Here is a 25922-nt window from a genome sequence, read left to right on the forward strand (position 1 = left end):
TCCACATTCTTGTGGACTCTGTGCTTTTAATGGCTTACGGTTTCTTTTGCCGCTTTGGCGCTTCCTATTGCGCTCAAGATCACACCGCTGAGGACAACCAAGCCTCCAAACAGAGCAAACTTCCCTGCGCTTTCGCCGTAGAACAGAAACCCCCAAATGGGATTCAGCACCGGCTCCAATGTGCCAACCAGATTTGCTTCCAAGGCAGGGATGTGTTTGATCGCTTTGGTGAAGAATACAAAAGCGAGACCGATCTGAAAGATACCAAGAAAGGCGATAATGCTCCAGTTGGTGATCGTCCATGTCTCTTTCACAACAAAAGGGAAGCCTACGATGGCAGTGAAAAGGCTGGCGATGAGGAAGCTTTCCTCAGGTGCGCCATCCTTTTGGGCGCGGAAAGAGACGATCATCACGGCCGATGTTACGCCGCTTAGGATCGCCAGAAGATTTCCGTAGAAACCGTTCGTGTTTAGTTTATCCCCGAAGAATAACAATAACCCAAGAAAAATAACGAACATCGATATCCAGTCCGTGCGGGATGGTTTTTCGCGCAGGAACCAATATCCCAATAGTACAACGTAAATGGGCGCCGTGTATTGTAGGAAGATCGCGTTCGCGGCGGTGGTCAACTTTGTAGATGTGATGAACAGGAATTGGGTCAAGATGGAACCGCCTGCCGCCAATAAATGCCAACGGTTGAAGCGGGTGGGGAGTCGCCGCATGTAGACGAGGAATACAACGCTGGCAAACAAACTACGCGCGGATAGAATGGCGAGCGGTTGCCAGTCCAGCGTTTTGACCAGTACACCGCTGGTGCTCCATAAGACTGCGGTGATGACGAGAAAAAGAAGCGCCTTGCGGCGCTCCGAAAGGGAATCCATATATAGTGCCTCACAAAGGTATAGGTTGAATGCCGATTATATAATACCCGCGGTCAAAGAGCGTGTTTTCTCGCTTCAGAAAAAAGCGTGACTTTTGATCGTGACGGGTATACAGTTAGTTCCCGTTGTCTTTGAGCTTTCCGTATCGCTTTTCCATTTCGTTGCCAACCAGTTCCACAGCAGATTTTCGAGACAATATGTGTGTGGACATGAAGGTGGCAAAGCGATTCTGCGATCCAGGGACGAAGCTGGGAGTTTTCCCAAGCGCGCCTAATGTCTCGCGAACTGTATCTTCGGCTGTCATAACAGGAGGCCAGGTCTTCGCATCAGGACTGGGATTTTCTGATCGCCAACCTGGTGTATCGGTTGCGCCGACAATGGTCGCTAACACATCTACGTTCAAGGGGTGTAGTTCATGCCACATGGCTTCACCTAGTGCCAGGACATGTGCCTTGGTGGCGGAATATTCGCTGACGTAACTGGTACCGTTCAGCCCAGACATGGACGATACAAAGATGATGCCTCCGCGTCTTCGGGCTTTCATCAAACCACCGAAATGATGAGCAAGTATTAGCGGGGCACGCGCGTTGACATCGAGGATGGCTAGATGCTTCTCAAGTGGTACATCAAGGAAATGACCAATCGAAGAAATCCCTGCATTGTTTACGAGCAATCCCACCTCTAACTCGTTGGTAATGGCGGTTAGCTTGGGTAGAAAATCTGACGCGCCAAGGTTTAAGATCACTTGTCGAATATCTACACCAAATTCGCGTGTGATTGTTTCGGATGTTTTTGCAAGTTGTTCTGTTTGGACATCGACGAGAATTAAATTTAATCCACGCTCTGCCAGTTGACGGGCAAACTGTTCGCCGAGCCCTCTTGCGGCGCCAGTTACCAAAGCCCAAGGGCCATATTTTTCTGAAAATGAAAGCATAGTTTCTCCAATTTAGATTTTGTATACAGGGCGCTCTTAGCCGCCCATCATGATCGTCATTGTCCCAGGCTCTACGAGTTGACGGAAAATCTCACTCATCTTCTCAGCAGAGAGGGGATAGTTGTTGTCGATCCACCAGGTCATTAAAGCGATAAATGAACTGGCAACGTAGTGAGCCAGCAATTCAGGCGGGATATTTTTATTTCTTTTTGGCAAGCCCATTTTCAAATGATCGAGCAGATACCCGTATAGGAATTTTTGTACATGAGTCAACGTGATATACCCTCCCTTTTGCTTTTGTACTTCCTGGAATATGGTCAAGCTCAACGCCCAGGGACTTTCGTTGTCGAACTCTGCACCTGAGAGGAAATCTTCAAATTGGGCACGTAGGGGTTCAAATCCGCTGAGGAGCAATTGGTCGAGGCTTTCGAAGTGGGCATAGAACGTGGAGCGTCCCACGTTGGCACGATCAATGACATCCTGCACCGTGACTTTTTCATATCCCTTTTCAACGATCAATTCGCTCAAGGCATTTTGCAGTGATTGACGTGTCCGCTGGATGCGGCGGTCTTCGGGTTTAACTTTTTTGGGCATGGTTGACTCCATTTCTCGGTGGTTGAGTAGCCCTGAGCGTTCGTTGCGAAGGGCGTATCGAAACCACCAAATTTCAAAAGCTCTTTTGTAACAAAAATTTCTCTGCTTACTTGTGGTTTCGATACGGCGGACGAACACCGCCTACTCAACCACCGATACATCAAAAAAATCCTGAACAAATCATTCTTAACTGTTCAATAACTTACGAATTTCAACACATTGGTTGTTGACTTCTTTTCTGCGTTTCTGTATAACCGTACACAGTGTTCAGAAACATATACAGTGTACATCAATTTATTGCAAATGAAAAGGAGAAAACAAAATGGAAACAAGTTTGGAAGGTAAAAAACAGGTAATAGCAATGCCTGTCGCAGAGAGACCTTTGATTGAATTGCGGAAGGTCTCAAAGGCATATGATGTCGCCGCAGGGAAATTCCTAGCGCTCAAGGAAGTGGATATGGGTGCTGATGCAGGTGAGTTCGTTGCTGTGGTTGGCAAGTCGGGGAGTGGGAAGTCGACGCTCATCAACATGATCACGGGCATAGATACACCAACATCTGGTGAAGTGTTCGTCGCTGGGACGGCTGTCCATGAGATGGATCAGGAGCAGTTGGCAGTCTGGCGTGGGCGCAATGTGGGGGTTGTCTTTCAGTTCTTTCAACTGCTTCCCACGTTGAGCGTCGCAGAAAACATTGTCCTGCCGATGGACTTTTGCAACACGTTCCCTGTCAATGAACGGCGTGGACGTGCGATCTCTCTGCTGGAGAAAGTTGGTATCGCCGAACAAGCCGACAAACTTCCCTCCGACCTCTCAGGCGGACAGCAACAGCGTGCGGCTATCGCCCGTGCGTTGGCAAATGATCCACCGCTCATCGTCGCCGACGAACCGACAGGTAATCTCGATTCCGCCACGTCTGATGCGGTGATGGGGTTGTTTGCCGACCTCGCCGCTGAAGGCAAGACCGTATTGATGGTGACGCATGAGCGTGACCTCACACAATACTTCACTCGTTCGATCATGTTGTCGGATGGAGTCATTGTCAACGGGGATGTGAAATGAACAGCCCGCGTTGGAAAAAACTTTTGCGTGATTTGCAGTCCGCACAAGGACGTATGACGATGATGGTTGTCGCCATTGGAGTCAGCATCTTTGCTGTGGGAATGATTCTCAGCGCCTACACCATATTGAATCGTGAGATGAGTCGCAACTATCTCGGCACGAATCCTGCATCTGCTTTCATTCAGTTGGATCGAGTGGATGATGCGCTTGTAAAGACTGTCAGCGAACGACCAGGCATTTCGGAAGCCGAAGCAACCTCATGGGTCGGAGGGAGAGCCGAGGTGAGTCCCAATGAGTGGATGCCTGTGTTGCTGTTCGTCTATCCCGATTTTGAAACATCGCATGTCAGCACGGTCGCTCCTGAAGCGGGGGCGTATCCGCCAACGAGTCAAACAATCCTCGTCGAGCGTGAAGTCCTGCCGATGTTGGATAAATCGATTGGCGATACGATCACGATCCAAACGCTGAACGGCACAAAGCAGACGATAAAAATTTCGGGAACGGTGCACGACCCTGCGCTTGCGCCTGCGTGGCAGGAACAGACGGTGTACGGGTATATCACGCCCGCTACGTTGGCGACACTTGGTGAAAGTGAAACGCTGCATATCCTCAAAGTGGTCCTGAGCGACGATCGTTATAACCGTGATGCCATTGACGCAACCGTGAGTGAATTGGCGATGTGGTTGAAGTCGCAGGGTTATGTGGTGGATGAGATTCGCATTCCGCCGCCAGGCAAGCATCCGCATCAAAGTCAGATGACTTCGGTGCTTACATTGTTGCTGGTGTTCAGCGTGATGGCTTTAGTATTGAGCGCCATTCTCACTGCCACGATGATCAACGCTTTGCTTGCGCAACAGATACGGCAGATCGGAATCATGAAAGCCATCGGCGCTCGTTCGATGCAGATCACGGGTATGTATCTTGCGTTGATCGCCATCCTTGGTTTTGCTGCGTCGTTGGTCGGTGTGCCGCTGGGTATCATGGCGGGTCGTGGTTTTGCTGGCATCGTGGCGCAACTGCTCAATCTCAAAATTTATAGCGACGCCATTCCTGCTTGGGTGTACCTCACTTTGTTTGCGATGGGCATTCTCGTTCCGTTGCTCGTTGCATTGGATCCGATCCTCAAGACGACTCGCATCACCGTGCGTGAGACTCTCAATGATTATGGCATCAGTCGGGACGCTGCCGCTTCATCTTTAAGGGATGGCTGGCTCAGCCGCATCAGGCTTTTCGACAACACCCTGATCCTTGCCCTGCGCAACACCTTCCGCCGCCGTGGACGATTGATCCTCACGTTGAGTCTGCTCTCCGCCGCTGGCGCCATGTTCATGACGGCGATCAATGTGCGCAGTGGCTGGCAGGCATACATTGATCAATCCACCGAAGACCGTCATTACGATCTGGAGATTCGTTTCAACGCACCTGTGCCAACCGAACAAGTCCAGTCTTTGCTTGCTGAGGTCCCTGGCGTGGAAAAAAGCGAATCGTGGAACTTAACTCCCGCCGCTTTGATCCGACCAGATGAGTTGGAGATCGTCCGCACTTATCCTGATGGTGGTCATGGTAGTTTCAGTTTGCGTTCCATGCCATTGGGTAGTGACCTGATCGCAACACCTTTGCTTGAAGGTCGTTTCCTGCAAGCGGGTGATGTTGATGCAGTCGTGTTAAATCAAAATGCGAAGGCGTTATTCTCCGATGCAAAAGTGGGCGATGAGATCGAATTGCTCATTGTAGATCAACCCAAAACCTTCCGTCTTGTGGGCGTGATCAAGCAGGTCCTTTCACCATCGGCGGCATATGTGTTGCCTGAAACCTTTGCCAGTGCGACAGGTCAGCCTGTTGAATTGACGAACACTGTCCGTGTTGTAATGAACCAACATGACAAAGAGTCGACGGCTTCCATCACTCGAGATATAGAAAAGGTGTTGGCGGCTGGGAATGTCAGCGTCAAGGTGATGGTTTCAGAAGCACTCTTGGGTGAAGCCATTAGCGGTCACGTGTACATCTTCATATTTGCGCTGATGCTGATCTCAACGGTCATGGCAATCGTTGGCGCTCTGGGATTGACCTCCAGCATGGGCACCAGTGTCATCGAGCGGACTCGTGAGTTCGGAGTCATGCGTGCCATCGGCGCTAAGTCCAAGACCATTCTGCGGAACATTATTAGTGAAGGAGTCTTCATCGGCTTGATGAGTTGGGTCATTGCCCTGCCGTTGTCCATTCCGCTTTCGTTGGGGATCGGCTACATGATCGGCATGATGTCCTTCCGCTCGCCATTGCCGTTGGTTGTTTCATCCATGGGACTTGGCGTCTGGTTCTTGATATTGATTGTCGGCTCGATCGCCGCCAGTGCCTATCCCGCCCAGCAGGCATCACGCCTCACGGTGAGAGAGACATTGGCGTACGTATAAATCAATTCCGTCAATGCGAGCCCCGACAGGGGCGAAGCAATCCCCAACCTTGCATGGAGATTGCTTCGTCGGGCTAACGCCCTCCTCGCAATGACGGCTATATGAAAAAAAGGAGAAATAAAATGGAACAAAAAGTTGATAACAAAAAGAAAATTGTAAAAATCGTGATATGGGCTGTTGTGATCCTTGCAGTAATGGCGACCCTGCATATTGCAGTCAATAACATTGACGGTCTGGAATTTATAAAACAGCTACATGGTGGATAGAATAAAAGAGAGCCGCATCACATGATGCGGCTCTCTTGCTTTATTGGGGTGTTATATTGATATAGCTTCGACTTCACTTAATTTCACAGGTGTTTCCACCCTAATCGTATTCTGAATTTCAGCAACCGTATCTGTATATTTCATCAGCGCATGGATCTCCTCCTCCGTAGCCTTCGCGTGGACTTTGGCTTTATAGGTTACGTTCCTTGCGTGTTCACCAGCAGCGCCGAAGTCACCATTTACTTCCACTTCGACATGTCCCACTTGGATATTCCGTTTTGCGGCTTCACGGTAGATGTCATTGCAGTAACAGGTTGCCAATGCAAGGAAGAGCAGTTCTCCTCCGTTAGTGCTGGAGCCGTATCCGCTTGACTTGGGTGGGATAGTGATGGAGTGCGAATTGTTGTCTGTTGTCAACGTGATTTGATGCTGATCTTTGCTATTGCCCACGCGGGCAGAGATTTTCATGCGTACTCCTTGGTACTAATGATTGCCGTAATGAATGGCAACTTGTTTAGATAAACAACGTAAATTGATTATACTTATTGAGAAACAAGAAAGGAAATTTCCATGTCAACTCGCTATAAAATTCGCCAAAACTTAATATCTATTGGGGATGATTTCTGGATCGAGAATGCAGCAGGTCAAAAGGTTTTCAAAGTGGACGGCAAAGTGCTTCGCATCCGTAAGACGCTGGTCTTTGAAGATGCGAGTGGCAGGAAGCTTGCCCAGATCAAGGAACGGCTGATTTCCATCAAAGATACGATGGTCATTGAAGATGCAGAAGGCAGGGATGTGGCTGTGGTCAAGAAAGCGCTCATCGCTCCGTTCCGTGATAAATGGAATGTGAACGTCAAAGGTGGAGATGACCTCGTCGTGCAGGGTAATATCCTGGATTTGGAATATGACATCAAGCAGGGACGCAAGAAGGTGGCAGAGATCTCTAAGAAATGGTTTACGTTCACCGACACCTATGGCGTAGAAATTGCTGAAGGGCAGAACGACATCCTCATATTAGCGATTGCCATCGCCGTAGACATGATGGCACACGATGATGAACAGGACAAAGGGAAACGTAAAGTGAAGAAGGATAAGAAAGACTAATAGTGTTTCTTGCTGTTGCCAAATCCAAAGCCTCGTCCTGTAATAGGGGAGCGAACTTTTACGAGTGACTTTCAGAAAAAACCTGAAAGTCACTTTTATTTTGGTTCTTGACAAAACTAATTATGTTAGTTAAAATACTAACATAATTAGTAAACAGGAGAGAGCAATGGCCACGAAGTTTTTCAATCATAAAAATGGACAAATTGCATATGATGTTACTGGTGAAGGGCAATTAGTAGTGTGTGTGCCGTCACTTGGAGATGTGCGTAGCGAGTATCGTTTTCTGGTTCCCGAGTTGGTCAAGGCTGGTTATCGCGTAGTCACGATGGATGTGCGCGGTCATGGTGAGACTAGTACAGGTTGGGACGATTACTCGGTTGTTGGCATCGGTGATGATATTCTTGCGCTCATTCGTGAGTTGGGAGGCGAACCAGCTGTCATTGTTGGGGCATCAGTGGGAGGCGGAGCAGCTATATGGTCGGCAGTGGAAGCGCCTGATCTTGTCAAAGGAATGATCCTTGTTGATCCATTCGTAGACGGAGATATCAATGGTTTTTTCGTTTTCCTGCTTTCGATCCTGTTTGCCCGTCCATGGGGTACGTCCATGTGGAAGATGTATTATTCGTCACTGTATCCAACGCGCAAACCTGCTGACTTCGCTGAATATGTTTCTGCATTGCAAGCAAATTTTAAACAGCCCGGGCGCCTTGAAGCGGTGAGGGTAATGATGAGCAGCTCGAAAGCTTCTTCCGGTGAGCGTATCTCCAAGGTGAAACAACCTGCCTTGGTATTGATGGGCAGCAAAGATCCCGATTTTAAAAATCCTGTTGCTGAAGCCAAACGTGTAGCAGAAGCTGTGCGCGGTGAGTACAAGATCATCGAGAACGCAGGTCACTATCCCCATGCTGAAATGCCTGAAGTGACCGCACCGTTGATGGTCGAATTCTTGAACAAGTTGAAAGGATAGTCATGCCTCGCAAAACTCGCACTCGTCTTGATAAGAATGCGGTCGTGGAAGCCGCAGTTGAAATTCTCAACACAGAAGGTATCGGTGCTCTTAGCCTCAGCCGATTGGCGGATGAACTTGGTATCAAGACCCCATCTTTATATAACCACGTAAACGGCTTGGCGGGTTTGCAACAAGAGTTGAATGCCATGAACGCGAAATTGCTTGCCAATTGCTTGAGTGATGCCGCTATGGGAAAGAGCGGCGAGGAGCTTTTTATAGATGCTGCGCAGGCATTTCGTGCATACGTGAAGGAATATCCTGGTTTGTATATGTCCACTTTGCGCTCATCAGGTGATCAACAAATACAGGATGAAAGCATCCAGCATGAGGAAGAGCGCGCGATGAAGGTCGGGCTTGCGATTATGGCATCACTTGGTTTGCAGGGCGAGGATGCCATCCACGGCTTGCGCGCCTTTCGCAGTATGGTTCATGGTTTTGCCACGCTTGAAGTGGCGGGTGGTTTTGGATTGCCACAGGATTGCGATGAAAGTTTTCGCAGGCTGGCATCTGCTTTGGTGGCAGGATTACAAAAAAACTAATTTGGAGTGAACAATGGATGCTTTGAAAATGTTGAATTTAGCGATTGCGTTTTTGCTCGAGTTGTGTATGCTCGCGGCAGTTGCCTTTTGGGGCTTCAAGACTCAAGATAACTGGCTGATGAAGATCCTTTTGGGGATTGGCTTGCCCATTTTGATCGCTGTGCTTTGGGGAACCTTCCTTGCCCCCAGAGCGACTCGCCCCCTGAAAGGCGCTTCTTTTCTTATCCTTGAGTTGATCCTGTTTTCTGCAGGCGCTTTCGCCCTTTTTGCGAGCGGCAAACCGACCCTGGGCTGGATCTATATAATTGTTTTGGTTGTAAACAAAGTTTTGTTGGCTGTGTGGAAGCAATGAAGTGTTGTTAGTAATGTTTCTCGATCCCGCCGAATCCGAAGGTCTTGTTTTGCTCCGTCATCTCAACGAAGTGACGTAGTCGCTTCTTGAATTCTTCGGGACGGTTGCGTGCCCCGTCAATGAAAGCGATGCGGATACGAATATAGGACTCTGAAAACGCTTGGAAATTCTTCCAGGCGTTTTTGTTTGTCTTGAGCGCTTTCAAAATATCAGGCGGAATAACGAATTCTTGGATTAGGAGGTCGCCCAAGGATTCCACAACCTCTTTAATAACTTTTTTCTTTTCGACCAAATACCGCAAGCGCTCGATATTGGCTTGTGAATATTTTGCCTTGGGCTTGCGTGGTGAAAACCGCTGAACGGTGTGATCGTCATCCAGTTGTTTGTTGATGCTGTCGATCCAGCCGAAGCAAAGAGCTTCCTCCACGGCATCGTTGTATTCGATGCGCGGCTTGCCAGTTGCTTTCTTGGGGTAAATTAGCCAGATCTCAGTCTCGGTCTTGTAGTGTTTCTTGAGCCAATTCCGCCAGTCTTTGGGATCTGTAATGTAAAGTGTTTGGGTAATGTCCATCTTTATTGTTCAGGTCGATACGGCGCTTCGGCGTCAATATCACCTACAAAATCGGGTAGGTCTTTTCCACCGATCATCTGGCGGATTGAAAGTATTTCTCCCAAGTGATACCAGTAATGATAGGTGATGCGCCTTAAGACAGTTCCGCGGATTTGCCCAACAGATTTGCCGTTGACTGGCAAGTCCGTCAACAGGAGTTCGGTGGTCAATGTATCGAGATAAGGCTCTGTGGCTTTAACAACAGCCTGCCAGGTTTCCATGATTTCTGTAAATGAAGGTGTGGCCATTGGCGCACCGAACTTGAAGACCTCATTTAAATTTGGAAACAGGATAATATTTTGAGGACGCTGTAGGAATGTGCGTTGTTCGTGCCAGGCAAGATGCCCTACGATCCAACTAATGCAGTTCATCTGTCCAAAGTGACGTGTGCCATGTTCTTCGGTCACGCCATTGAGTCCGCGCAGCCATTCATTACGCGTAAAGCGGAGTTGGTCTACAAGTGGGTGTGTCATTTTATCTCCTGTTCATTAGTGATAATTACCAGCCTCGATTTGGCCAGCCATTCTGACGTTCTTCACGAAATCGTTGAGCCCATTCTTCAGAAACAGAGTCTGCGAGTTTGGTCAGCGCAGGCGGGGCAATGGTTACAGATCGAGAGTCAAGCTCAAGGTAATCCAGAATCGCGCGGACAGTCCCCTCGTAGTTCTGGATGAAGTCCTCGTAGAAAATATTCAAAGGAGAGATGTTGCCTTCCGTGAAGAATTCCTGAATCCCAGCTTCGCGCATGGAACATTCATTGTACAAATGGTTGATGGCGTCAAAGGAATACCCATTGGATATGTCTTTCGAGTTGCGCTGTTCATTGGTTGATAAGTGCCATTCTTCCGATTGGATCGCCCGCCACCATGAGACGGCGAGGCGAATTTTGTTGCGGCGTGTCATGAAGATGTGGCGATGATTAGGAAAGACCTGCTCCCATACTTCTGTTCGCTTGGTTACCGTTGGCGGACAGGCAGGGAATTTTCGAAGAGTCTCGGTCAATTGACTGAAGTGTGGTTCGTAATAAGAATGGTTGATGGCGAAGACGCCATTCTCTGTGCTTCCTAATTTCCATAGGTAATCTTGAAGATCGACGTAATTTGTCTTTTTAAAAGTAGTAAGAAGATCAGGTGGGCAGTTGAACCACTCGCGAGGCATGCCTGCGATACCCGTTGATTCGATTGCCTTACATAATAAGGTGCTTCCCGTTCGTTGGGTGAACCAAATGGTGTAGGATGATGTGGGTTTCATAGATTGCTTATTATATAATGACAATGAAATCTTTATTGAATACACTTAGGATCAAGGAGATAACGATGAAGGAATTTCGTAACCCTCAAAATATTCACAAGCCGCTTGGCTCTTACTCCCATCAAGTTGAAGTTACAGAGAATGAACGTTTGTTGGTGCTTTCTGGTCAGGTTGGAATGAAAGAGGATGGAACTGTACCCGAAGACCCTCTTGAGCAAATGGATGTTGCCTTTGAGAATATCTTTCGCAACCTTCGTGCGGCGAACATGGATATAAAAGATATTATCAAGCTCACATATTATTTGGTGGGTGAAATAGATACCGTAAAACGGCGCGAACTGACAGCCTCGAAATTGCAAGGACACCAGCCTTGCAGTACATTGCTATATGTTGCCGCGTTGGCTAGCCCCGTTTACCGCGTTGAGATCGATGCATGGGCGTCTCATGCGGGCTGAGTAGTACTTCTTTTTCAAATAACACCCGCATCCTATCATTGATCACGCGCTTTGTTCCTTTATCGAGTGGGGTCTTTGCCCATTCGCGTGTTGTAAACCCATACTCGATCTCGATGCCACTTTCATACCATACTCGGAGCGAAGTAAGCTTGCCGTATTCCTCGAGCTCTTTGGTGATGACAACACCGAACACCCTCGTCCATTCGGTATTGGATAAATACTTTTGTGGGTCTTCCGTGATGATGATCAGGTCCACGTCTGATGTTTCGGTTGCGGTTTCTCGTGCATACGAGCCAACTAATGCAACTGCACGAATGTCCTTGCGCCTCGTTGACCAGCGCATGAAATCCTCGATGAAGTCGATCACCTGATTTAACTTTTTCATATTTGTCTTTGCTAATTTTGTGTACGCGGCCATTATAATATTTCCATGCTCTATCTCGGATGTCCCATTTGGTCGTTCAAAGGTTGGGTTGGAACCTTTTACCCCAAAGGCACAAAGCCTTCTGATTATTTATTTCAGTACGCAAGACGCTTAACCAACATAGAAGGTAACACCACTTTCTATGCAGTTCCCACAAAACAAACAATCGAAAATTGGATCACAAACACGCCTGAAACTTTTCGCTTTTGCCCCAAGGTCCCTAAAGCCATTAGCCACGAAGGCAAACTGGCTGGCATGATTGAGAGAGCCATTGGATTTGTGGACATCATGCGACAGCTTGGTCCACGCCTCGGGCCGATGTTCCTCCAACTCCCGCCTCGCTATAACCCAAGCCTGCTCACTGACCTACAAGCCTTTCTCTCCCTTTGGCCTTCAGACGTGCGCCTCGCTGTTGAAGTCCGTCACTTGGACTGGTTCGACTCGCCGCATGATGAAGCGCTCGACCAATTGCTCACTGAGCATAATATGGCGCGTGTGACAATCGATACACGTCCCATACGGAACTTAGCTGGCGACAAAAGTTTGGCGGGATCAAGTTACGAGAGCTTACTCGAGGCTCGGGAGCGCAAACCAGATGTCCCTGTAGTGCCGAAGCGTACTTCCGATTTTGTGTTTGTCCGCTATATCGGTCATCCAGAAATGGAGATCAATCGTCCGCTGTTGGATGAATGGGGAGATTATTTTTCAGCGCAGATCAAAGGCGGTGCAGATGTGTTCATGTTTTGTCACTCGCCTGATAATATGATCGCGCCATATCTATGCAGGGAGTTGCATCAACGCGTGGCGAAAGATGTGGAGATCGCGCCGTTGCCGTGGGATGCGATCAAGCCTGATGTCCCTGAACAGCCAACCCTTTTCTAAAACAGTTTTTCAAAATCATCAAAATATTTTGGTTTCCCATCGACATTGAGTGAAGTGCCAATGACTTTTGCTTTCAAGATCGGCTTGTCATCTTCGACTCTGAAAATCTCCTGTGTAAAACCAAAACGCAACTTGGAAATTCTCTCAGCACTTGCTGTGACGTAAAACTTGTCGCCGCTTCGTAATGGATAAAGATAATCTGCTTCAATGCGGGTTACAACCAGATGGATCCCTTGTTGTGTGAGCGTAGCAAAGGTGAAGCCTTTTTGTTTGATGTAAGCATGGCGGGCGTGTTCGAGATAATTCATGTAGACTGCATTGTTTACAATGCCTTCCATGTCGCATTCGTAGTCTCGCACTTCTAGTTCAGTGTTATATACTTGAGTGTTCATGTAGTTTCCTAGTTTCAGTTTTTCAGAATTTCATCTAGGTTTTTTAGAAAAACATCAACGACTTTTGGATCGAAGTGTTTCCCGCTTTGTTCGCGAATATAGGCAATAGTCTTCTCTTTATCCCAGCCTGCCCGGTAAGGCCGAGTGTTGGTTAAAGCATCCCAAACATCCACTATGGCAAAGACACGGGCGGCTATGGGAATCTCTTCTCCTTTTAATCCTTGCGGGTAACCCGTCCCATCCCATTTTTCGTGATGATAGTAGGGGATATCAAGTGCTTTTTGCAGATACGCAATGGGTGCAAGCCAGTCATATGCAAGTTTGGGATGTTGGCGCATTATATTCCACTCGGCTTCCGTGAGATCGCCTTCTTTGAGGAGAATATGGTCGGGGACACCTAGTTTGCCGATGTCGTGCAGTAGCGCGCCACGATCCATTTGAATCAATTGCTCTTCTGAAAAATCCATCTTGCGCGCAAGTTTGATTGCCATGTTAGCTACACGGCGAGTGTGTCCTTCAGTTTCCCTGTCGCGCAGGTCTAATGCATGTGACCAGCCTTCAATCGTTGCATCATACGCGACCTTTAGTTCGAAATTAGAACGTTGCAGATCCTCGAACAATGTCACATTGTCAATAGCAATGGCGGCTTGACCTGCCAATGCTTCAAGGAAGTTGATCCATTCTGGGTATGGTTGTATGGGCGCGCGATGGTATACCTCCAGCACTCCGTTGACTCTTCCCTGTGCGATGAGAGGGACGGAAAAGTAGCAAACGAATCCTTCCCCTGTTATATTCTTGGTTGGTGTTTGTTCTTTAAGATCTGGGATATGAATCAAGCGGCGTTCAATCGTAGCGCGTGCGGCATAGCTTGTTTTGTCTAAAGGTAGTGATACTCTTTCTATTGCGCGAGTGTGAAACCCCTGACTAATGAAGTGCTCCAGGATTTGTTGAGTATTGTCGATGAGGAGAATGGCGGCGGCATCCACTTGAAGTTGGCTGATGGCTTGTGTGATGACAGTATTGAGTATTAATTGCAAATTGAAACCAGACGTAATCGCCTGATCGATGATCCTTAGGGACGCCAGCCGCTTTAATTGCTGTTGTATTTGAATCTCTGCAACTTTGCTTTCGGTAACATCTTGTGCGTTGCCGGCAATGCGGACTACTTTTCCTTGCCCATCGAAGATCGCTCCGCCTGTGAAGCGGATATGACGAAGTTCGCTATTCTTGTGAAATAAGCGGACGACCAATTCATGGGTTTGACTGCTGGTTTTAACGCTCTCAATCCAACTTTGCATGGCAGGTTTATCGATGGAGTAGATCAATTCCATCAGATCGTTGACTTGGTGATTAAAACTTTCCTGTGTAACATCAAGCAGGCGGTACATTTCATCTGAAAATTGGAACGTTTCTTTCTCAAGAATGAGTTTCCAACTACCCACATGTCCAATACGTTGCGTTTCGGAGAGTAAGTGCTCTTTTTCCTGTAAGGCTTCTTCAGCTTGCCTTCGTATATACCTAGACTCAGCTTCTCGGATCTCCCGTTCGATGGCTGGGATCAATCTAGCGAAATTTCCCTTGATCAGGAAGTCGTGCGCACCAGCTTTTAGGGACGCGACTGCACTCTCTTCTCCTATTGTGCCGGAGACAATGATGAATGGAATATCCAACCCACTGGCTTGTAATATTTTTAGTGCATCCGGTGCATTGAAGCGAGGCAGGGTGAAGTCACTGATCACAATATCCCATTTTTGGGTGGCGAGTGCCTCTTGCATGGCCTCAGCAGTCTCTATGCGCTTGGGAATAATAGCAACGCCTCTTCGTTTGAACTCCCGTAGAAGTAGTTGATAGTCGTCCTCAGTATCTTCAATGATAAGAATGTATAGTTGTGAGTCCATAGTTATCTGGTTATTTAGGAGGTGGCTGGTTCATGATCAGCCAATACGTATCAAGCTGACGTACAGCCTCTATGAATTCAGTAAAATCCACCGGTTTTTGGACGTAGGAGTTTGCACCATTTTGGTAGCTTTTGAGCAGATCCTGCTCCTCCTTGGATGATGTGAGGATCACCACCGGTAAAAACTTGGTGCGTTCGTCCATTCGGATGCGGCGTAATACCTCCAGCCCATCTATTTTGGGAAGTTTGATGTCGAGCAGGATTAGTTGAGGTAATTCATTTGGATCTCTTTCGCTATATATACCAGTGCAAAAGAGAAAGTCCAACGCTTCGACACCGTCTCGTGCTACCACAACCTTGTTGCCAATTTTATTCTTCTTGAATGCCCGCAAGGTTAATGCTTCATCGTCGGGGTTGTCTTCCACAAGTAATACCAATCTATCTTCCATATTTATTCTCCATTCAGAGTAAAGTAAAAGATTGCCCCTTGTCCTTCTTTGCTTTCTGCCCATATCCGTCCACCATGAATATTAATGATCCGTTTGACAGTCGCTAGGCCGACGCCCGTGCCGGGAAATTCACTGAAAGCATGCAATCGCTGAAAAATGCCGAATAATTTATCTACGTAGGTCATGTCGAAACCTACGCCATTGTCACGCACAAAGAAAGTCCTTTCCTTGACCCGATCCAATTGCCCAAACTCGATTGTGGCCAGGTTCTGCTTTGATGTAAATTTCCATGCATTGCTGATTAAATTTTCCAGGGCAATGCGAAGCAGACGTGAGTCGGCCTCTGTCATCAAATCTGGCTCGATGGTAAGCACCACTGTTCGATCTGAATTGTTGTTCTGAAATGAACTGAAGATATCTTCGAACATTTTGCTTATATTGAAGAATTTTGGTTGCAAGGTGGTCCGAGAGATGCGCGAAAGTTCCAGTAGGTCGTCGATCAGTTGTGCCATGCGATGCGTGGCGTTGCGTATTCTCGTCAAATGTTCGAGTGCTTCCATCGGGAGTTGTTCGCTATAATCTTCCAGGATGGCATGACTGAAACCATCAATGGAGCGGAGTGGTGCGCGCAGGTCGTGCGACACAGAGTAACTGAAGGATTCCAATTCTTTGTTAGCGATTTCCAATTGGGCGGCGTGCTGTCTTAGGTCTTCATTTAATTTTTGAATATCTGCTTCAAATAGTTTGCGTTGTGTGATATCCCGTATTGCGGCACTGATGAGTAATTCACCATCTGTTTCCAATGGGCTTAGGCTGATCTCTACGGGGAATTCACTTCCATCTTTCCGCAGGCCAAACAGATCAAGACCAACTCCCATTGGGCGAACATGGCGTTCACTATAGTATTCTGCGCGATGTTTGACGTGATGCTTCCGGAAGCGCTTCGGAACAAGGACCTCGATACTTTGCCCGATCAGCTCGGAACTTTCATAGGCGAACATTTTTGATATCTGAGCATTGACCAACTGGATAATGCCATCCTTGCCCACAACAACTACTGCATCTGGTGCAGACTCGAGAAGACCGCGAAATTTTGCTTCCGCGCGCTTGCGATCCGTGATATCTCGGATTGCTGCAATGACATGTGTGGTACCTTGTATTTCCAGTGGGCTTAGGCTGATCTCAACAGGAAATTCTCTACCATCGTTACGTACGCCGAATAATTCCAGTCCGTTTCCCATCGGGCGAACACGCAGATCTGAAAGATACCCTGTGCGATGCTTTTTATGAGAATCGTGATATCGTTTCGGGACAAGAAACTCGATGGGTCGACCAAGCAGGTCTTGTTTTTGCCAGCCAAAGAGTTTTTCTAGTTGTGAGTTAAGTAGAATAATAGTTCCATCTTGATCAATGATCACCATTGCATCTGGCGCAGCTTCAAGGAGGGTAAGAAAAATTTGATCGGTTGTTGTAAATTCGAGCTTCAATTTTGCCTCCATATTTCGACTAAAGGCGCTCCCCCCAACGATGCTTGTATGGTTTCTGACTTCGAGGATGGGCCACTAGTCAAATTGGACAAAAATAGTCTTATTTCCCACTATAGTTTATTTGATGTGAAAAATCAATAGGAGTTGGGTATTGTAAGTTTATGGTTATTCGTGCAATTCAGAAAGCACCCTCATTGCCTGTTGTGCATCTTTCACGGGCACAAAAATATGATCGTGATAATACGCGGCCACTACATTGCAACTGATGTTTACCTCTGTCAACGCTTTTGATACAGCGGCGGTTAGACCAACCGCTTCAAGCGACGAATGAATGGTCAACGTGATCCACGAACAAACAACAGAGTAGGGGAGTGATTCCTTGTCCGCTTGTTGTTTGGGGATGATAACCGTAACCGCTTCATCCTCCTGAAACACACAAAGCGGATTTAGCGTGACGGCATGTTGAGTTGATGCAACAGTGCAGTACACAAACTCGCCCTCGTGAAGTTTAGGTCGCATGCCTTGCAATAATTTGTTGAGGTCGGTTTCACCTGACATAAATTATTTCCGTCTCACATCCAATATCGCGATCTTGGTGGAGTGGTTGAATGGCGCAGGGTCTGTGATGGGCTTGCCAACTGGGTTATAGCCGATGAAATCGTCTGGCACAGAGATCAATTCACGGATGCTCAGATAGCCGTCCTTGCATAATTTTTCGAGCGATTGCATGTAATCCTTCCCACTGACGAATAAGGCGTTGTTGATCGCAATGAGGTATCCGCCATCGTTGATGAGCGGGCGAACCTTGTTGATGAGGCGCGTGCTGTCGTTCTCTAAGTCCACTTTGCCTTTGGATGTTGTGGAAAAGAACGGCGGATCAATGATGACGCAATCGAAGAATTGTTTTGTGCTTTTGAATTTGGCAACAGTGGGGAAGAAGTCTTGCGCGATGAAATCTTGCTTGTGGATGGGGAAGCCATTAAGAGAATAAGAATCTTTAGCGAGATTCAAGAACTGTCCATTGCGGTCTGTTTGAACAACGCGGCTTGCTCCGCCTGCCATGGCCGCAACTCCCAAGCTGCCGGTGTAGGCGAACGTATTGAGCACAGACCTGTCGCGGATGTTTTCGATGAGCCATTTGCGCAAGTTGTATGTATCGAGATAAAAACTTGCATCGCGATTCATAGTGAGGTCAATCGCATACCAAATTCCGTGCTCTTTGATCTTTGTATCGAGCTTGTCTCCAAAGATGCGTTGTCCGCGTTTTTGTTCTTGTGTAGCTCCATTTCGTGTCTTTACGACTCCAGCGTGTAGCCAGTTTAGTGTAGTGCGTAAATATGTGATGACTTCTTGAATAAGAGTTGCGTTTTGTGATGGATTATCTGCGTAGTTATGGATAACGAGTGTATGGCCATAGACATCAATGATGATATCTGGGTGGCCTTCGTAGAATCCGTTGAAGAGGCGAAAAGCTGATTCGTGGCTGGAGCCGCTCAACGTTAAGCGAGAGGCGATAGCTTGTTCGATGCGATGCATTAATGAATGTTCTGTCATTGATAAGTCAGTCTATATCTTCCTGATATTTTTGGGATTCAAAACAGAGAGCAACCTTGTTCCCTGTATAAGACCGTTGTTCTCGTCCAACTCTACCCAATAGAAACTGCGATGCTGTGAATACGGGTCAATGCGCACAACCTTCCCTTCGAACCAACCTTCGCTTCCCCAATTTTTGGCGGTCAAAAAAACCTGCACACGGTCACCGATCTGAATTTCATCAGGCATGTTCTATTTGCGGCTTCTTCCAAAAAGGATCGCAGCGATCCCGATCACAATAGCAATCGCTCCATTGATCGCCCATTGGATCTGTCCAGTCATAAAACTACCTGGCAGGATGTTAATTCCTTGCAAGACCCATATCCCGCCACCAAGGATCAAAAGTGTACCAATAATATACAAACCGTTTTTCATTTGAATATCTCCTTTAGACTCGTTTAAATGATTATACCCTTCGCCTAGTTTGCTTTGAGCGACGAAGCGCACGTCTCTTTGATTCTGCGCGAGAAAGTTTTTCCTGCGCTGAAGCGTGATACAATATAGAACACACGTTCCCTTTTCAACTTACAACCCAAAATATCATGGACTTCAAACTTCAAGCACCCTTTATACCCATGGGCGATCAGCCCGAAGCCATCCGCGGGCTTGTGGACGGCGTGAACAAAGGCATGAAACATCAGGTTTTGCTCGGTGCTACAGGCACCGGCAAGACGTTCACCATTGCATCTGTCATTCAGCAGTTGCAAAAGCCTGCCCTCATCATGGCCCATAACAAGACCCTTGCCGCGCAGTTATATGCCGAGTTCAAAGAGTTCTTCCCTGAGAACGCGGTCTCGTATTTCGTTTCCTATTACGATTACTACCAGCCTGAGGCGTATGTGCCCCGCCACGACCTCTACATTGAAAAAGAGACCGAGATCAATGAAGAGATCGAACGTCTGCGGCTGGCGGCAACTACTGCACTGGTCTCGCGACGGGATGTGATCATTGTTGCATCAGTTTCTTGTATCTACGGTTTGGGGAACCCCGAAGAATTTAATAAAGGGTTGGTAAACCTCAAAGTGGGTGAGTTGTACCGCCGCAATGCTCTGCTCAGACGGTTGATCGAATCGCAGTACCAGCGCAACGATATGGATTTGCGCTCCGGCACCTTCCGTGTGCGTGGTGATACATTGGAAATTATCCCTGCTTACGAAGACAAAAAAGGATTCCGTATCGCGTTCTTCGGCGATGAAGTGGAACGGATCACGCAGTTTAACCCAGTTACCGGCGAGATCTTCGATGAGCCGAATGAAATATCCATCTTCCCTGCGAAGCAATATCTGACCGATGCCGAAAAAACAAAAGAAGCGATCTCTGATATCGAATCCGAGTTGGAAGAACGATTGAAGTTTTTCAAAGAGACTGGGAAATACCTTGAAGCACAACGTCTTGAACAGCGCGCTCGTTATGATCTTGAGATGCTCAAAGAAGTTGGCTATTGCTCGGGTATCGAAAACTATTCTCGTCATTTTGATCGCCGTGCCGCTGGCACGCATCCGTGGACAATGATCGACTTTTTGCCAAGCGATTACCTGCTCGTGCTGGACGAGAGTCATATGACCGTACCACAAGTCCGCGGAATGTATAACGGCGATCGTGCTCGCAAAGAGACTCTGGTTGAGTATGGCTTCCGCCTCCCAAGTGCGATGGATAACCGCCCATTGAAATTTGATGAATTCGAAGAAGTGATGGGAAACACGATCTACACATCCGCTACGCCGGGTCCGTATGAAATGGGTAAGGCGGAACAGGTTGTTGAGCAGATTATCCGCCCAACGGGACTTGTTGACCCTGAAATTGAGGTCAGACCGACTCTCGGCCAAGTGGATAATCTGGTCGGAGAGATCAGACAACGGGTCGAAAGAGGCGAGCGTGTTCTTGTCACAACACTTACGAAGCGGATGTCAGAGGATCTGGCAGAGTATTTAAAAGAGTTGGGGATGAAAGTCCATTACTTACACTCGGAAGTGGAAACACTTGAGCGTGTGGGCATTCTGCGTGACTTGCGCTTGGGTGTGTTCGATGTGCTCGTTGGTATCAATCTTTTGCGCGAAGGCTTGGATCTGCCTGAAGTGTCGCTGGTTGGAATTTTGGACGCAGATAAGGAAGGCTTCCTGCGTTCAGGAACTGCACTCATTCAGACGATCGGTCGTGCGGCACGTCACGTCAATGGACGCGTGATTATGTATGCCGATAAGATGACCGACTCGATGAAGTTTGCGATCGAAGAGACGAATCGTCGCCGTGCCAAGCAGGTGAAATACAATACTGAAAATGGGATTGTCCCGATCAGTATCCACAAGGCGATCCATGATCTGACCGAGGAATTTTCGCAGAAGGCTGTTAGTGAGATGAAGGGGGAGTATAAGGTGAAAGACAAAGGTGCCATGCCGCGCAATGAACTCAAGCAGATCATTCACGAAATGGAAAAGCAAATGAAAGAAGCCGCGAAGAATCTGGAGTTCGAACGCGCTGCGGCCCTGCGTGATGAATTGTTTGACTTGAAGAGTCTGCTGGCTGAAGATGAAGGATTGAAACCGTGGGAACGGATCAAGTTGTTGACGGGGGATGAAGAATAGTTTGGACGATAGCATACAAAATGTGAACTCGTAAAGCTATTAACAGCTTTACGAGTTTTTGTTTACTTGGTTTTGGTGGGATGTGCGTATTGTACTTTTACCCAACACTTTTGGGCGGGTTCTCCAACTTATATTGTTTGAAGATCCAAAACGACGTCAATAGTAAAAGCCCACCAAACACTCCCAAAAGCCTGACGCCGAGCGGACCTTGCGTATCCAGTTTACTGCGACCTAGTAGAAGGAAGAGCGGTATGACCGCCAGTCCCAGTCCGCTTGAAGCTTGATTAAGTAGGCCCCACACGGAATAGAATGAGCCTTCTCGTCGTTGGCCGGTGATGTGCTCATCGTGGTCAGTGATTTCTGCCATCATTGCCCCTGGCAAGATTTGTGCTCCAGCGAGGCTGGCGCTTTGAAGAACTATCCACAGAATTCCCTGAGCAAGAAGCGGGATCGGTATCCAGTCACCGATCAAGATCAATGCAGAGAGGGTGACGGCTCCGGCTAGGAGAGAGCCGCGATATATGGTCTTCATACCATATTTTTCAGAGAGACGATTAATAAGTGGGAAGGATAAAAGCGTGACCCCAATAGCAGGTAAATAAAAGTAGACAGCGTCAGATTCTTTCAACCCACAAACTTCCGTGACGATATATGGAAGAGTTTCAAGTACGAGTGTGCTCCCGGTCCATAACAGACCCCATGAAAGTGCGAAGATTTGAAAATTGCGATTCCCAAAAGTGGACTTGAGACTATCGACGAACGAAATGCGACTCGTGATCTGATAATCGAGGTTGACTCGTTTTCGTAGAAAGAACCCTGGCAATATGATGATGGGAGCCACACTGACAGCGAAGATTAACATCGTTTGAGTGTATCCAAGCTTGCTGATGAGTGGACCCGTGAATCCTGCAAAAATATTTCCGATCAGCAAAAATCCTGTTTTCCAACTGGAGATGGCCACCCTGTCTTTTTCTCCTACCGCTAATTCGGGCAATAATGCTTCGTAGGGCACTTGATGTACTTCGTAAACGAGATTGAACGCGATCAACACCAGAAGTAAATAGATAACAGTTAATGTTAGATTACCTTGAGGTGGTGTCCACAACAGAAAAAATAAAGGCGGCAATAAAATTGCGCCGCCGATGATGTACGGTAAGCGCCGACCCCATGCAGAGTTGGTGTGGTCAGAGAGATAACCAACAGGCATGCCGACAATAATGTTGATGGCTTTGCTGATGAGCACTACGACGCTGTACAATGCCAGCGGCACAAGTGGTGTCTCTCCGGCGCGGAGATAAAAGTAAAGCAACCATCCGCTGGCAACACCCCAGAGTGTGGAACTGCCAAGTGTGATGATCGCATAAGCCAGCCAAGTCATGGTTGCATTTTACCCGCTTGTCAAAAACCATCTACGGACAAAACTGTAATGAGCCTGATAACGTTAATAAAAAGGAGGCTTTTGCCAAACTGACAAAAGCCTCCTTTTTGGTTTATCCCCAGCCTAATAGCCTTGCAATACTGGCTGTCGCAAATGTGACAAGGAATGCCACTCCGAGCGTGATCACTACACTGACTGTAGCCCATTTATAGCTTTTCGTTTCTTTATAGATCGTGATGATGGTTGTTGCACATGGATTATGGAGTAAAGCGAACAACATCAGGTTGACCGCGGTGAGCATTGTCCAGCCGTTTTGTACGACGAGTAGGTCGTAGATGCCAGATGTGCTTCCCGGTCCATTGACCATCATGCCTGCGCCGAGATAGACCATCATCATGGTTGGGACAACGATCTCGTTGGCGGGGATGGCGATGATATAGGCTAAAAGGATTACACCATCCAGCCCAAGCAATATGCCAAACGGATTCAACCAATCGGAAATAGTACGCGCCAGATTGGAATCACCGACTGTGATATTGGCTAGTATCCAGATGATCGCACCGGCTGGAGCGGCGGTTTGCATAGCGCGCCAAAGGACGAAGATCGTGCGGTCGATCAGGGATGTATACAGGATGCGTGTGAAATTTGGTCTGCGATAGGGAGGTAGTTCAAGCGTGAAAGCGGATGCTTCACCTTTGAGAATGGTCTTGGATAATAACCACGACATGAAGAACGTGAACCCAACACCGATCAAGACCACGCCGACAACTGTCCCCGCGGCGACAAAAGAGGTCAAGGCTGGGGAGAAGCGAGCGCCTACGAAAACAGTAGCAAGCATAATTAAAGTCGGGAAGCGGCCGTTGCAGGGCACAAAGTTATTCGTAAGAATGGCGATCAGTCGCTCGCGCGGCGAGTCGATGACGCGTGTCGCTACAACACCAGCCGCATTACATCCGAAGCCCATTGCCATAGTCAGAGATTGTTTCCCGTGCGCGCCAGCTTTTTTGAACAACCAATCGAGATTGAACGCAACGCGTGGCAAATATCCGAGATCTTCCATGAATGTGAATGCAGGGAAGAAGATCGCCATAGGTGGGAGCATGACGCTGATAACCCAGGCAAGGCCGAGGTAAATACCATCCCAAATGAAACCTGTGATCCACCAAGGCACATTCCAACTGACGAAAAGTGCGCGCCCCCAATCACCGATGCCGAAGAGTAGATCAGCGATGGCCGCCGAAGCTACATTTGCACCAGAGACGGTGAGCCAGATGATGATCGCTAAAAGGATCAACATGATGGGCAGGCCGACAATGGGAGATGTGACGAGACGGTCGATCTTTTGATCGAGATCGTACTTTTTTTCTTTTGCCGATTTCACGGCACGTCTGGCAATGGCTTCTGCTTCGCTATACAGAGATTTGACAATTTCATCGCGAAAGCCTGATGAAAGACTTCCGCGTAAGGCCTCAGCTTTTGCTAATACATCATTCGGATTTAAAGTTTCTTGTGCCATATTCTATTGCCTTCCTTCAACCGACATCTTTTTGCTGAATTGCACATCCGCCTTTTGTTGCTGTTCCATGCGCTGTGTAAGTTCACCGGACATCAATGCTTGTTGTACCTTTGCGTCGCCATCCAGCAAGCGGATTGCCAGCCAGCGCGCATTGGGGACGCCGGGCGCTATTCGTTCGATCATGGGAACAAGTTCTTTGACGGCTTTTTGAAATTCCGGTGTGCCTTCCACTCGTAAGGGTTTTGTTTGTATATCGCCACTGATCACATCTGCCACTGTGGCCAGCAACGTGTGGACTCCGTCACCGGAGCGTGCTGTGATTGGTATAGCAGGTATTCCCAGATCGCGGCTCAGTGAGCGTGCATCCACTTCGAGCCCTTTTCGTTTAGCTTCATCCATGAGGTTGAGCGCAACGACCACATGTGTTGTGATCTCCATGACTTGCATCACCAGATTTAGATTTCTCTCAAGCGCTGTTGCATCGGTGACTACGATCGTGCAATCGGGCTGTCCAAATAAAATGAAATCGCGTGCCACTTCCTCATCTTGTGAAGCAGAAAGTAACGAATAGGTGCCGGGTAGGTCAACAAGCTTGTAACGTACATTATTAAATTGATATCCGCCTTCTGCACGTGTGACGGTTTTGCCGGGCCAATTGCCGGTGTGTTGTTTGAGGCCCGTCAAGGTGTTGAAAAGCGTAGACTTGCCGGTGTTCGGGTTGCCCGCGAGTGCAACCACGCGGTCGAAGTTTCCGATCTTGAATCCCATTTGCTCAAGGTTATAAAAAGCGGGGCACTCTTCACAATGTTCAGTGGGTAAATTTATTTTTTTGTCTGTCATTTTTCCTCTGCGTATACCGGCTTCACCCAGATCTGTGATGCCTGGTCTTTGCGTAATGCGATCAACGTTCCACGTACACGATAAGCACGTGGGTCACCGAAGAAGTTTCCAAGTTCAGGGTAGATTAATGTTCCGGGCGTAAGGCCCAGATCCAGAAATCGGCGGCGGGTGAATCCCTGCACAGCATCGTCGAGCATTACGATCTCCGCTTGTTGATCGTTCACAAGATCGGCCAGCGACACGGCACTTGCGATCGCTTTTTCCATTTCAGGCAATGGCGCAACGCTGATGTTGGCCGCAACAGTGGGTGCAAGGCGATATTCCGTTTCGCCATCGCTTAACACAACTCGTTGTGGGGTCTTTTCTATAATGCGGATGATCTGTCCGAGACGGAGCCCGGCCGCAAGGATTTGTTCATACGCGATAGCCGGTTCATCCTCAATGTGTACGATTCTTGCCGGACCATCAGCCTGCCACGCCGTAATTGGCATATTCTCTACTGTTGGCATTTTCCCATCACGGGTAGGGATGGGGTCTCCGTGTGGGTCAAGCAGTGGGTGACCTAACGCGGCATCAAGCTCATCAAGTTGTGCTTTGGTGAGCGAGTGCTCGCGCTTTTGTGCCACATCGTGGATCTGGCTTAACGGCATGCGTGCCTCGTCTACCAGATAGCGTTCCCACAACCGGTGTGCGCGTACAACGTGCATGGCCCAACGTTCGCCTTCTGCCGTTAAGTGGAGTTGTGTACCGCGCGTTTCGAGTAGTCCCTGTGATTCCATGTCAGAGACGAGACGAGTCACTTTTGTGCGAGACAGATTCAAGGTCCCAGCAATGGATTCGGGCGAAGCGTGACGGCCCTGCTGTTCGCGGTCAAGCAAGTGCTTGAGGGCATCTTCCAACTGCTCGCGTTCTTTGGCGCTTCGCCAGTCCTTGTAAAGCGCGAGAAGACCGTAGCGGGGAATGAACACCGCCACGATGAGAAGTATCAATGTCCAACCCCATGAATTCATATGTTG

28 protein-coding genes and 1 pseudogene are annotated in these 25922 nt (G+C 48.0%); 10 read left to right on the plus strand and 19 right to left on the minus strand.

The window, feature by feature from the left end:
- Positions 1 to 26 precede the first annotated feature (26 nt).
- The 3 genes from IPP66_15785 to IPP66_15795 all read right to left on the minus strand — a co-directional run bounded on the left by IPP66_15785 (position 27) and on the right by IPP66_15795 (position 2409).
- Positions 27 to 881 carry a DMT family transporter gene (locus tag IPP66_15785; protein MBK9926734.1) on the minus strand — a complete coding sequence of 285 codons (855 nt, stop codon included), beginning with the start codon at positions 879 to 881 and terminating at the stop codon, positions 27 to 29.
- Between the two features lie 115 nt (positions 882 to 996).
- Positions 997 to 1815: an SDR family NAD(P)-dependent oxidoreductase gene (locus tag IPP66_15790; protein ID MBK9926735.1), complete on the minus strand. Its 819-nt coding sequence runs from the start codon at positions 1813 to 1815 to the stop codon at positions 997 to 999.
- Positions 1816 to 1851: 36 nt separating this feature from the next.
- Positions 1852 to 2409, minus strand: coding sequence for a TetR/AcrR family transcriptional regulator (locus IPP66_15795; GenBank protein MBK9926736.1), 558 nt, complete (start codon positions 2407 to 2409; stop codon positions 1852 to 1854).
- A 361-nt stretch (positions 2410 to 2770) separates the two neighbouring features.
- Here IPP66_15795 and IPP66_15800 point away from each other — a divergent pair, with 361 nt between their 5' ends.
- The 3 genes from IPP66_15800 (at position 2771) to IPP66_15810 (ending at position 6146) form a co-directional block, all read left to right on the plus strand.
- Complete coding sequence (locus tag IPP66_15800; protein MBK9926737.1) at positions 2771 to 3469, plus strand: ABC transporter ATP-binding protein; 699 nt, start codon at positions 2771 to 2773, stop codon at positions 3467 to 3469.
- Positions 3466 to 5880, plus strand: coding sequence for an FtsX-like permease family protein (locus IPP66_15805; protein MBK9926738.1), 2415 nt, complete (start codon positions 3466 to 3468; stop codon positions 5878 to 5880). The genes IPP66_15800 and IPP66_15805 overlap by 4 nt, the downstream gene beginning before the upstream one ends.
- A 122-nt stretch (positions 5881 to 6002) precedes the next feature.
- Complete coding sequence (locus tag IPP66_15810) at positions 6003 to 6146, plus strand: hypothetical protein (GenBank protein MBK9926739.1); 144 nt, start codon at positions 6003 to 6005, stop codon at positions 6144 to 6146.
- 51 nt (positions 6147 to 6197) lie between these two features.
- On the opposite strand, the gene IPP66_15815 is transcribed toward IPP66_15810, so the two are convergent.
- Complete coding sequence (locus IPP66_15815; GenBank protein ID MBK9926740.1) at positions 6198 to 6614, minus strand: OsmC family protein; 417 nt, start codon at positions 6612 to 6614, stop codon at positions 6198 to 6200.
- Between the two features lie 102 nt (positions 6615 to 6716).
- Here IPP66_15815 and IPP66_15820 point away from each other — a divergent pair, with 102 nt between their 5' ends.
- From IPP66_15820 to IPP66_15835, 4 genes are all read left to right on the plus strand, one after another.
- The gene (locus IPP66_15820) at positions 6717 to 7250 is read left to right on the plus strand and encodes an LURP-one-related family protein (protein MBK9926741.1); all 534 of its coding nucleotides are present in this window, start codon (positions 6717 to 6719) and stop codon (positions 7248 to 7250) included.
- A gap of 166 nt (positions 7251 to 7416) precedes the next feature.
- On the plus strand, positions 7417 to 8217 hold the full coding sequence (locus tag IPP66_15825; GenBank protein ID MBK9926742.1) for an alpha/beta hydrolase: 801 nt from the start codon (positions 7417 to 7419) through the stop codon (positions 8215 to 8217).
- Between the two features lie 2 nt (positions 8218 to 8219).
- A complete protein-coding gene (locus IPP66_15830) occupies positions 8220 to 8798 on the plus strand; it encodes a WHG domain-containing protein (GenBank protein ID MBK9926743.1) in 579 nt (192 codons plus the stop codon).
- Between the two features lie 13 nt (positions 8799 to 8811).
- Positions 8812 to 9150: a YrdB family protein gene (locus IPP66_15835; protein ID MBK9926744.1), complete on the plus strand. Its 339-nt coding sequence runs from the start codon at positions 8812 to 8814 to the stop codon at positions 9148 to 9150.
- 7 nt (positions 9151 to 9157) lie between these two features.
- Here the strand turns inward: IPP66_15835 and IPP66_15840 are convergent, their stop codons facing one another.
- From IPP66_15840 to IPP66_15850, 3 genes are read right to left on the minus strand one after another with little or no spacing between them, the layout of a single operon-like run.
- Positions 9158 to 9721: a YdeI/OmpD-associated family protein gene (locus tag IPP66_15840; protein ID MBK9926745.1), complete on the minus strand. Its 564-nt coding sequence runs from the start codon at positions 9719 to 9721 to the stop codon at positions 9158 to 9160.
- Positions 9722 to 9723: 2 nt separating this feature from the next.
- A complete protein-coding gene (locus IPP66_15845; protein ID MBK9926746.1) occupies positions 9724 to 10233 on the minus strand; it encodes a DinB family protein in 510 nt (169 codons plus the stop codon).
- Positions 10234 to 10258: 25 nt separating this feature from the next.
- Positions 10259 to 11011: a sulfotransferase gene (locus tag IPP66_15850; GenBank protein ID MBK9926747.1), complete on the minus strand. Its 753-nt coding sequence runs from the start codon at positions 11009 to 11011 to the stop codon at positions 10259 to 10261.
- 65 nt (positions 11012 to 11076) lie between these two features.
- Between IPP66_15850 and IPP66_15855 the strand changes: the two genes are divergently transcribed.
- Entirely contained in the window at positions 11077 to 11466 is a 390-nt protein-coding gene (locus tag IPP66_15855; GenBank protein MBK9926748.1) for a RidA family protein, read from the plus strand.
- Here IPP66_15855 and IPP66_15860 read toward each other — a convergent pair.
- Positions 11414 to 11851, minus strand: coding sequence for a nucleotidyltransferase domain-containing protein (locus IPP66_15860; protein ID MBK9926749.1), 438 nt, complete (start codon positions 11849 to 11851; stop codon positions 11414 to 11416). The genes IPP66_15855 and IPP66_15860 overlap by 53 nt on opposite strands.
- Before the next feature lie 45 nt (positions 11852 to 11896).
- Between IPP66_15860 and IPP66_15865 the strand changes: the two genes are divergently transcribed.
- Entirely contained in the window at positions 11897 to 12772 is an 876-nt protein-coding gene (locus tag IPP66_15865; GenBank protein MBK9926750.1) for a DUF72 domain-containing protein, read from the plus strand.
- Here IPP66_15865 and IPP66_15870 read toward each other — a convergent pair.
- From IPP66_15870 to IPP66_15905, 8 genes are all read right to left on the minus strand, one after another.
- A complete protein-coding gene (locus IPP66_15870; protein ID MBK9926751.1) occupies positions 12769 to 13164 on the minus strand; it encodes an acyl-CoA thioesterase in 396 nt (131 codons plus the stop codon). The genes IPP66_15865 and IPP66_15870 overlap by 4 nt on opposite strands.
- A 14-nt stretch (positions 13165 to 13178) precedes the next feature.
- The gene (locus tag IPP66_15875; protein MBK9926752.1) at positions 13179 to 15062 is read right to left on the minus strand and encodes an HD domain-containing protein; all 1884 of its coding nucleotides are present in this window, start codon (positions 15060 to 15062) and stop codon (positions 13179 to 13181) included.
- Positions 15063 to 15072: 10 nt separating this feature from the next.
- Entirely contained in the window at positions 15073 to 15510 is a 438-nt protein-coding gene (locus tag IPP66_15880) for a response regulator (protein ID MBK9926753.1), read from the minus strand.
- 2 nt (positions 15511 to 15512) lie between these two features.
- Entirely contained in the window at positions 15513 to 16997 is a 1485-nt protein-coding gene (locus IPP66_15885) for a PAS domain S-box protein (GenBank protein MBK9926754.1), read from the minus strand.
- A gap of 165 nt (positions 16998 to 17162) precedes the next feature.
- Entirely contained in the window at positions 17163 to 17555 is a 393-nt protein-coding gene (locus IPP66_15890) for an ACT domain-containing protein (protein ID MBK9926755.1), read from the minus strand.
- Positions 17556 to 17558: 3 nt separating this feature from the next.
- Positions 17559 to 18551, minus strand: coding sequence for a class I SAM-dependent methyltransferase (locus IPP66_15895; protein MBK9926756.1), 993 nt, complete (start codon positions 18549 to 18551; stop codon positions 17559 to 17561).
- A 12-nt stretch (positions 18552 to 18563) separates the two neighbouring features.
- Entirely contained in the window at positions 18564 to 18779 is a 216-nt protein-coding gene (locus tag IPP66_15900) for a hypothetical protein (protein ID MBK9926757.1), read from the minus strand.
- A 3-nt stretch (positions 18780 to 18782) separates the two neighbouring features.
- Positions 18783 to 18965: a hypothetical protein gene (locus IPP66_15905; protein MBK9926758.1), complete on the minus strand. Its 183-nt coding sequence runs from the start codon at positions 18963 to 18965 to the stop codon at positions 18783 to 18785.
- A gap of 167 nt (positions 18966 to 19132) precedes the next feature.
- Here IPP66_15905 and uvrB point away from each other — a divergent pair, with 167 nt between their 5' ends.
- Positions 19133 to 21172: an excinuclease ABC subunit UvrB gene (gene uvrB, locus IPP66_15910; protein MBK9926759.1), complete on the plus strand. Its 2040-nt coding sequence runs from the start codon at positions 19133 to 19135 to the stop codon at positions 21170 to 21172.
- A 97-nt stretch (positions 21173 to 21269) separates the two neighbouring features.
- On the opposite strand, the gene IPP66_15915 is transcribed toward uvrB, so the two are convergent.
- From IPP66_15915 to IPP66_15925, 3 genes and pseudogenes are all read right to left on the minus strand, one after another.
- Positions 21270 to 22550: an MFS transporter gene (locus IPP66_15915; protein MBK9926760.1), complete on the minus strand. Its 1281-nt coding sequence runs from the start codon at positions 22548 to 22550 to the stop codon at positions 21270 to 21272.
- Positions 22551 to 22662: 112 nt separating this feature from the next.
- Positions 22663 to 24906 (minus strand): annotated as a pseudogene (feoB, locus tag IPP66_15920) (ferrous iron transport protein B).
- Positions 24903 to 25916, minus strand: coding sequence for a FeoA domain-containing protein (locus tag IPP66_15925; GenBank protein ID MBK9926761.1), 1014 nt, complete (start codon positions 25914 to 25916; stop codon positions 24903 to 24905). The pseudogene feoB and the gene IPP66_15925 overlap by 4 nt, the downstream one beginning before the upstream one ends.
- Positions 25917 to 25922 lie beyond the last annotated feature (6 nt).

The sequence above is a fragment of the Candidatus Defluviilinea proxima genome (assembly GCA_016721115.1).
Classification (GTDB): Bacteria; Chloroflexota; Anaerolineae; order Anaerolineales; family Villigracilaceae; genus Defluviilinea; species Defluviilinea proxima.

Coding starts and splice junctions, on each gene's coding strand:
- IPP66_15925 (MBK9926761.1), bottom strand. CDS start 25,916: ATGAATTCATGGGGTTGGACATTGATACTTCTCATCGTGGCGGTGTTC.
- IPP66_15815 (MBK9926740.1), bottom strand. CDS start 6,614: ATGAAAATCTCTGCCCGCGTGGGCAATAGCAAAGATCAGCATCAAATC.
- IPP66_15800 (MBK9926737.1), top strand. CDS start 2,771: ATGCCTGTCGCAGAGAGACCTTTGATTGAATTGCGGAAGGTCTCAAAG.
- IPP66_15790 (MBK9926735.1), bottom strand. CDS start 1,815: ATGCTTTCATTTTCAGAAAAATATGGCCCTTGGGCTTTGGTAACTGGC.
- IPP66_15840 (MBK9926745.1), bottom strand. CDS start 9,721: ATGGACATTACCCAAACACTTTACATTACAGATCCCAAAGACTGGCGG.
- IPP66_15825 (MBK9926742.1), top strand. CDS start 7,417: ATGGCCACGAAGTTTTTCAATCATAAAAATGGACAAATTGCATATGAT.
- IPP66_15805 (MBK9926738.1), top strand. CDS start 3,466: ATGAACAGCCCGCGTTGGAAAAAACTTTTGCGTGATTTGCAGTCCGCA.
- IPP66_15915 (MBK9926760.1), bottom strand. CDS start 22,550: ATGACTTGGCTGGCTTATGCGATCATCACACTTGGCAGTTCCACACTC.
- IPP66_15835 (MBK9926744.1), top strand. CDS start 8,812: ATGGATGCTTTGAAAATGTTGAATTTAGCGATTGCGTTTTTGCTCGAG.
- IPP66_15820 (MBK9926741.1), top strand. CDS start 6,717: ATGTCAACTCGCTATAAAATTCGCCAAAACTTAATATCTATTGGGGAT.
- IPP66_15905 (MBK9926758.1), bottom strand. CDS start 18,965: ATGAAAAACGGTTTGTATATTATTGGTACACTTTTGATCCTTGGTGGC.
- IPP66_15890 (MBK9926755.1), bottom strand. CDS start 17,555: ATGTCAGGTGAAACCGACCTCAACAAATTATTGCAAGGCATGCGACCT.
- IPP66_15845 (MBK9926746.1), bottom strand. CDS start 10,233: ATGACACACCCACTTGTAGACCAACTCCGCTTTACGCGTAATGAATGG.
- uvrB (MBK9926759.1), top strand. CDS start 19,133: ATGGACTTCAAACTTCAAGCACCCTTTATACCCATGGGCGATCAGCCC.
- IPP66_15830 (MBK9926743.1), top strand. CDS start 8,220: ATGCCTCGCAAAACTCGCACTCGTCTTGATAAGAATGCGGTCGTGGAA.
- IPP66_15855 (MBK9926748.1), top strand. CDS start 11,077: ATGAAGGAATTTCGTAACCCTCAAAATATTCACAAGCCGCTTGGCTCT.
- IPP66_15865 (MBK9926750.1), top strand. CDS start 11,897: ATGCTCTATCTCGGATGTCCCATTTGGTCGTTCAAAGGTTGGGTTGGA.
- IPP66_15810 (MBK9926739.1), top strand. CDS start 6,003: ATGGAACAAAAAGTTGATAACAAAAAGAAAATTGTAAAAATCGTGATA.
- IPP66_15900 (MBK9926757.1), bottom strand. CDS start 18,779: ATGCCTGATGAAATTCAGATCGGTGACCGTGTGCAGGTTTTTTTGACC.
- IPP66_15895 (MBK9926756.1), bottom strand. CDS start 18,551: ATGACAGAACATTCATTAATGCATCGCATCGAACAAGCTATCGCCTCT.
- IPP66_15860 (MBK9926749.1), bottom strand. CDS start 11,851: ATGAAAAAGTTAAATCAGGTGATCGACTTCATCGAGGATTTCATGCGC.
- IPP66_15850 (MBK9926747.1), bottom strand. CDS start 11,011: ATGAAACCCACATCATCCTACACCATTTGGTTCACCCAACGAACGGGA.
- IPP66_15875 (MBK9926752.1), bottom strand. CDS start 15,062: ATGGACTCACAACTATACATTCTTATCATTGAAGATACTGAGGACGAC.
- IPP66_15870 (MBK9926751.1), bottom strand. CDS start 13,164: ATGAACACTCAAGTATATAACACTGAACTAGAAGTGCGAGACTACGAA.
- IPP66_15795 (MBK9926736.1), bottom strand. CDS start 2,409: ATGCCCAAAAAAGTTAAACCCGAAGACCGCCGCATCCAGCGGACACGT.
- IPP66_15785 (MBK9926734.1), bottom strand. CDS start 881: ATGGATTCCCTTTCGGAGCGCCGCAAGGCGCTTCTTTTTCTCGTCATC.
- IPP66_15880 (MBK9926753.1), bottom strand. CDS start 15,510: ATGGAAGATAGATTGGTATTACTTGTGGAAGACAACCCCGACGATGAA.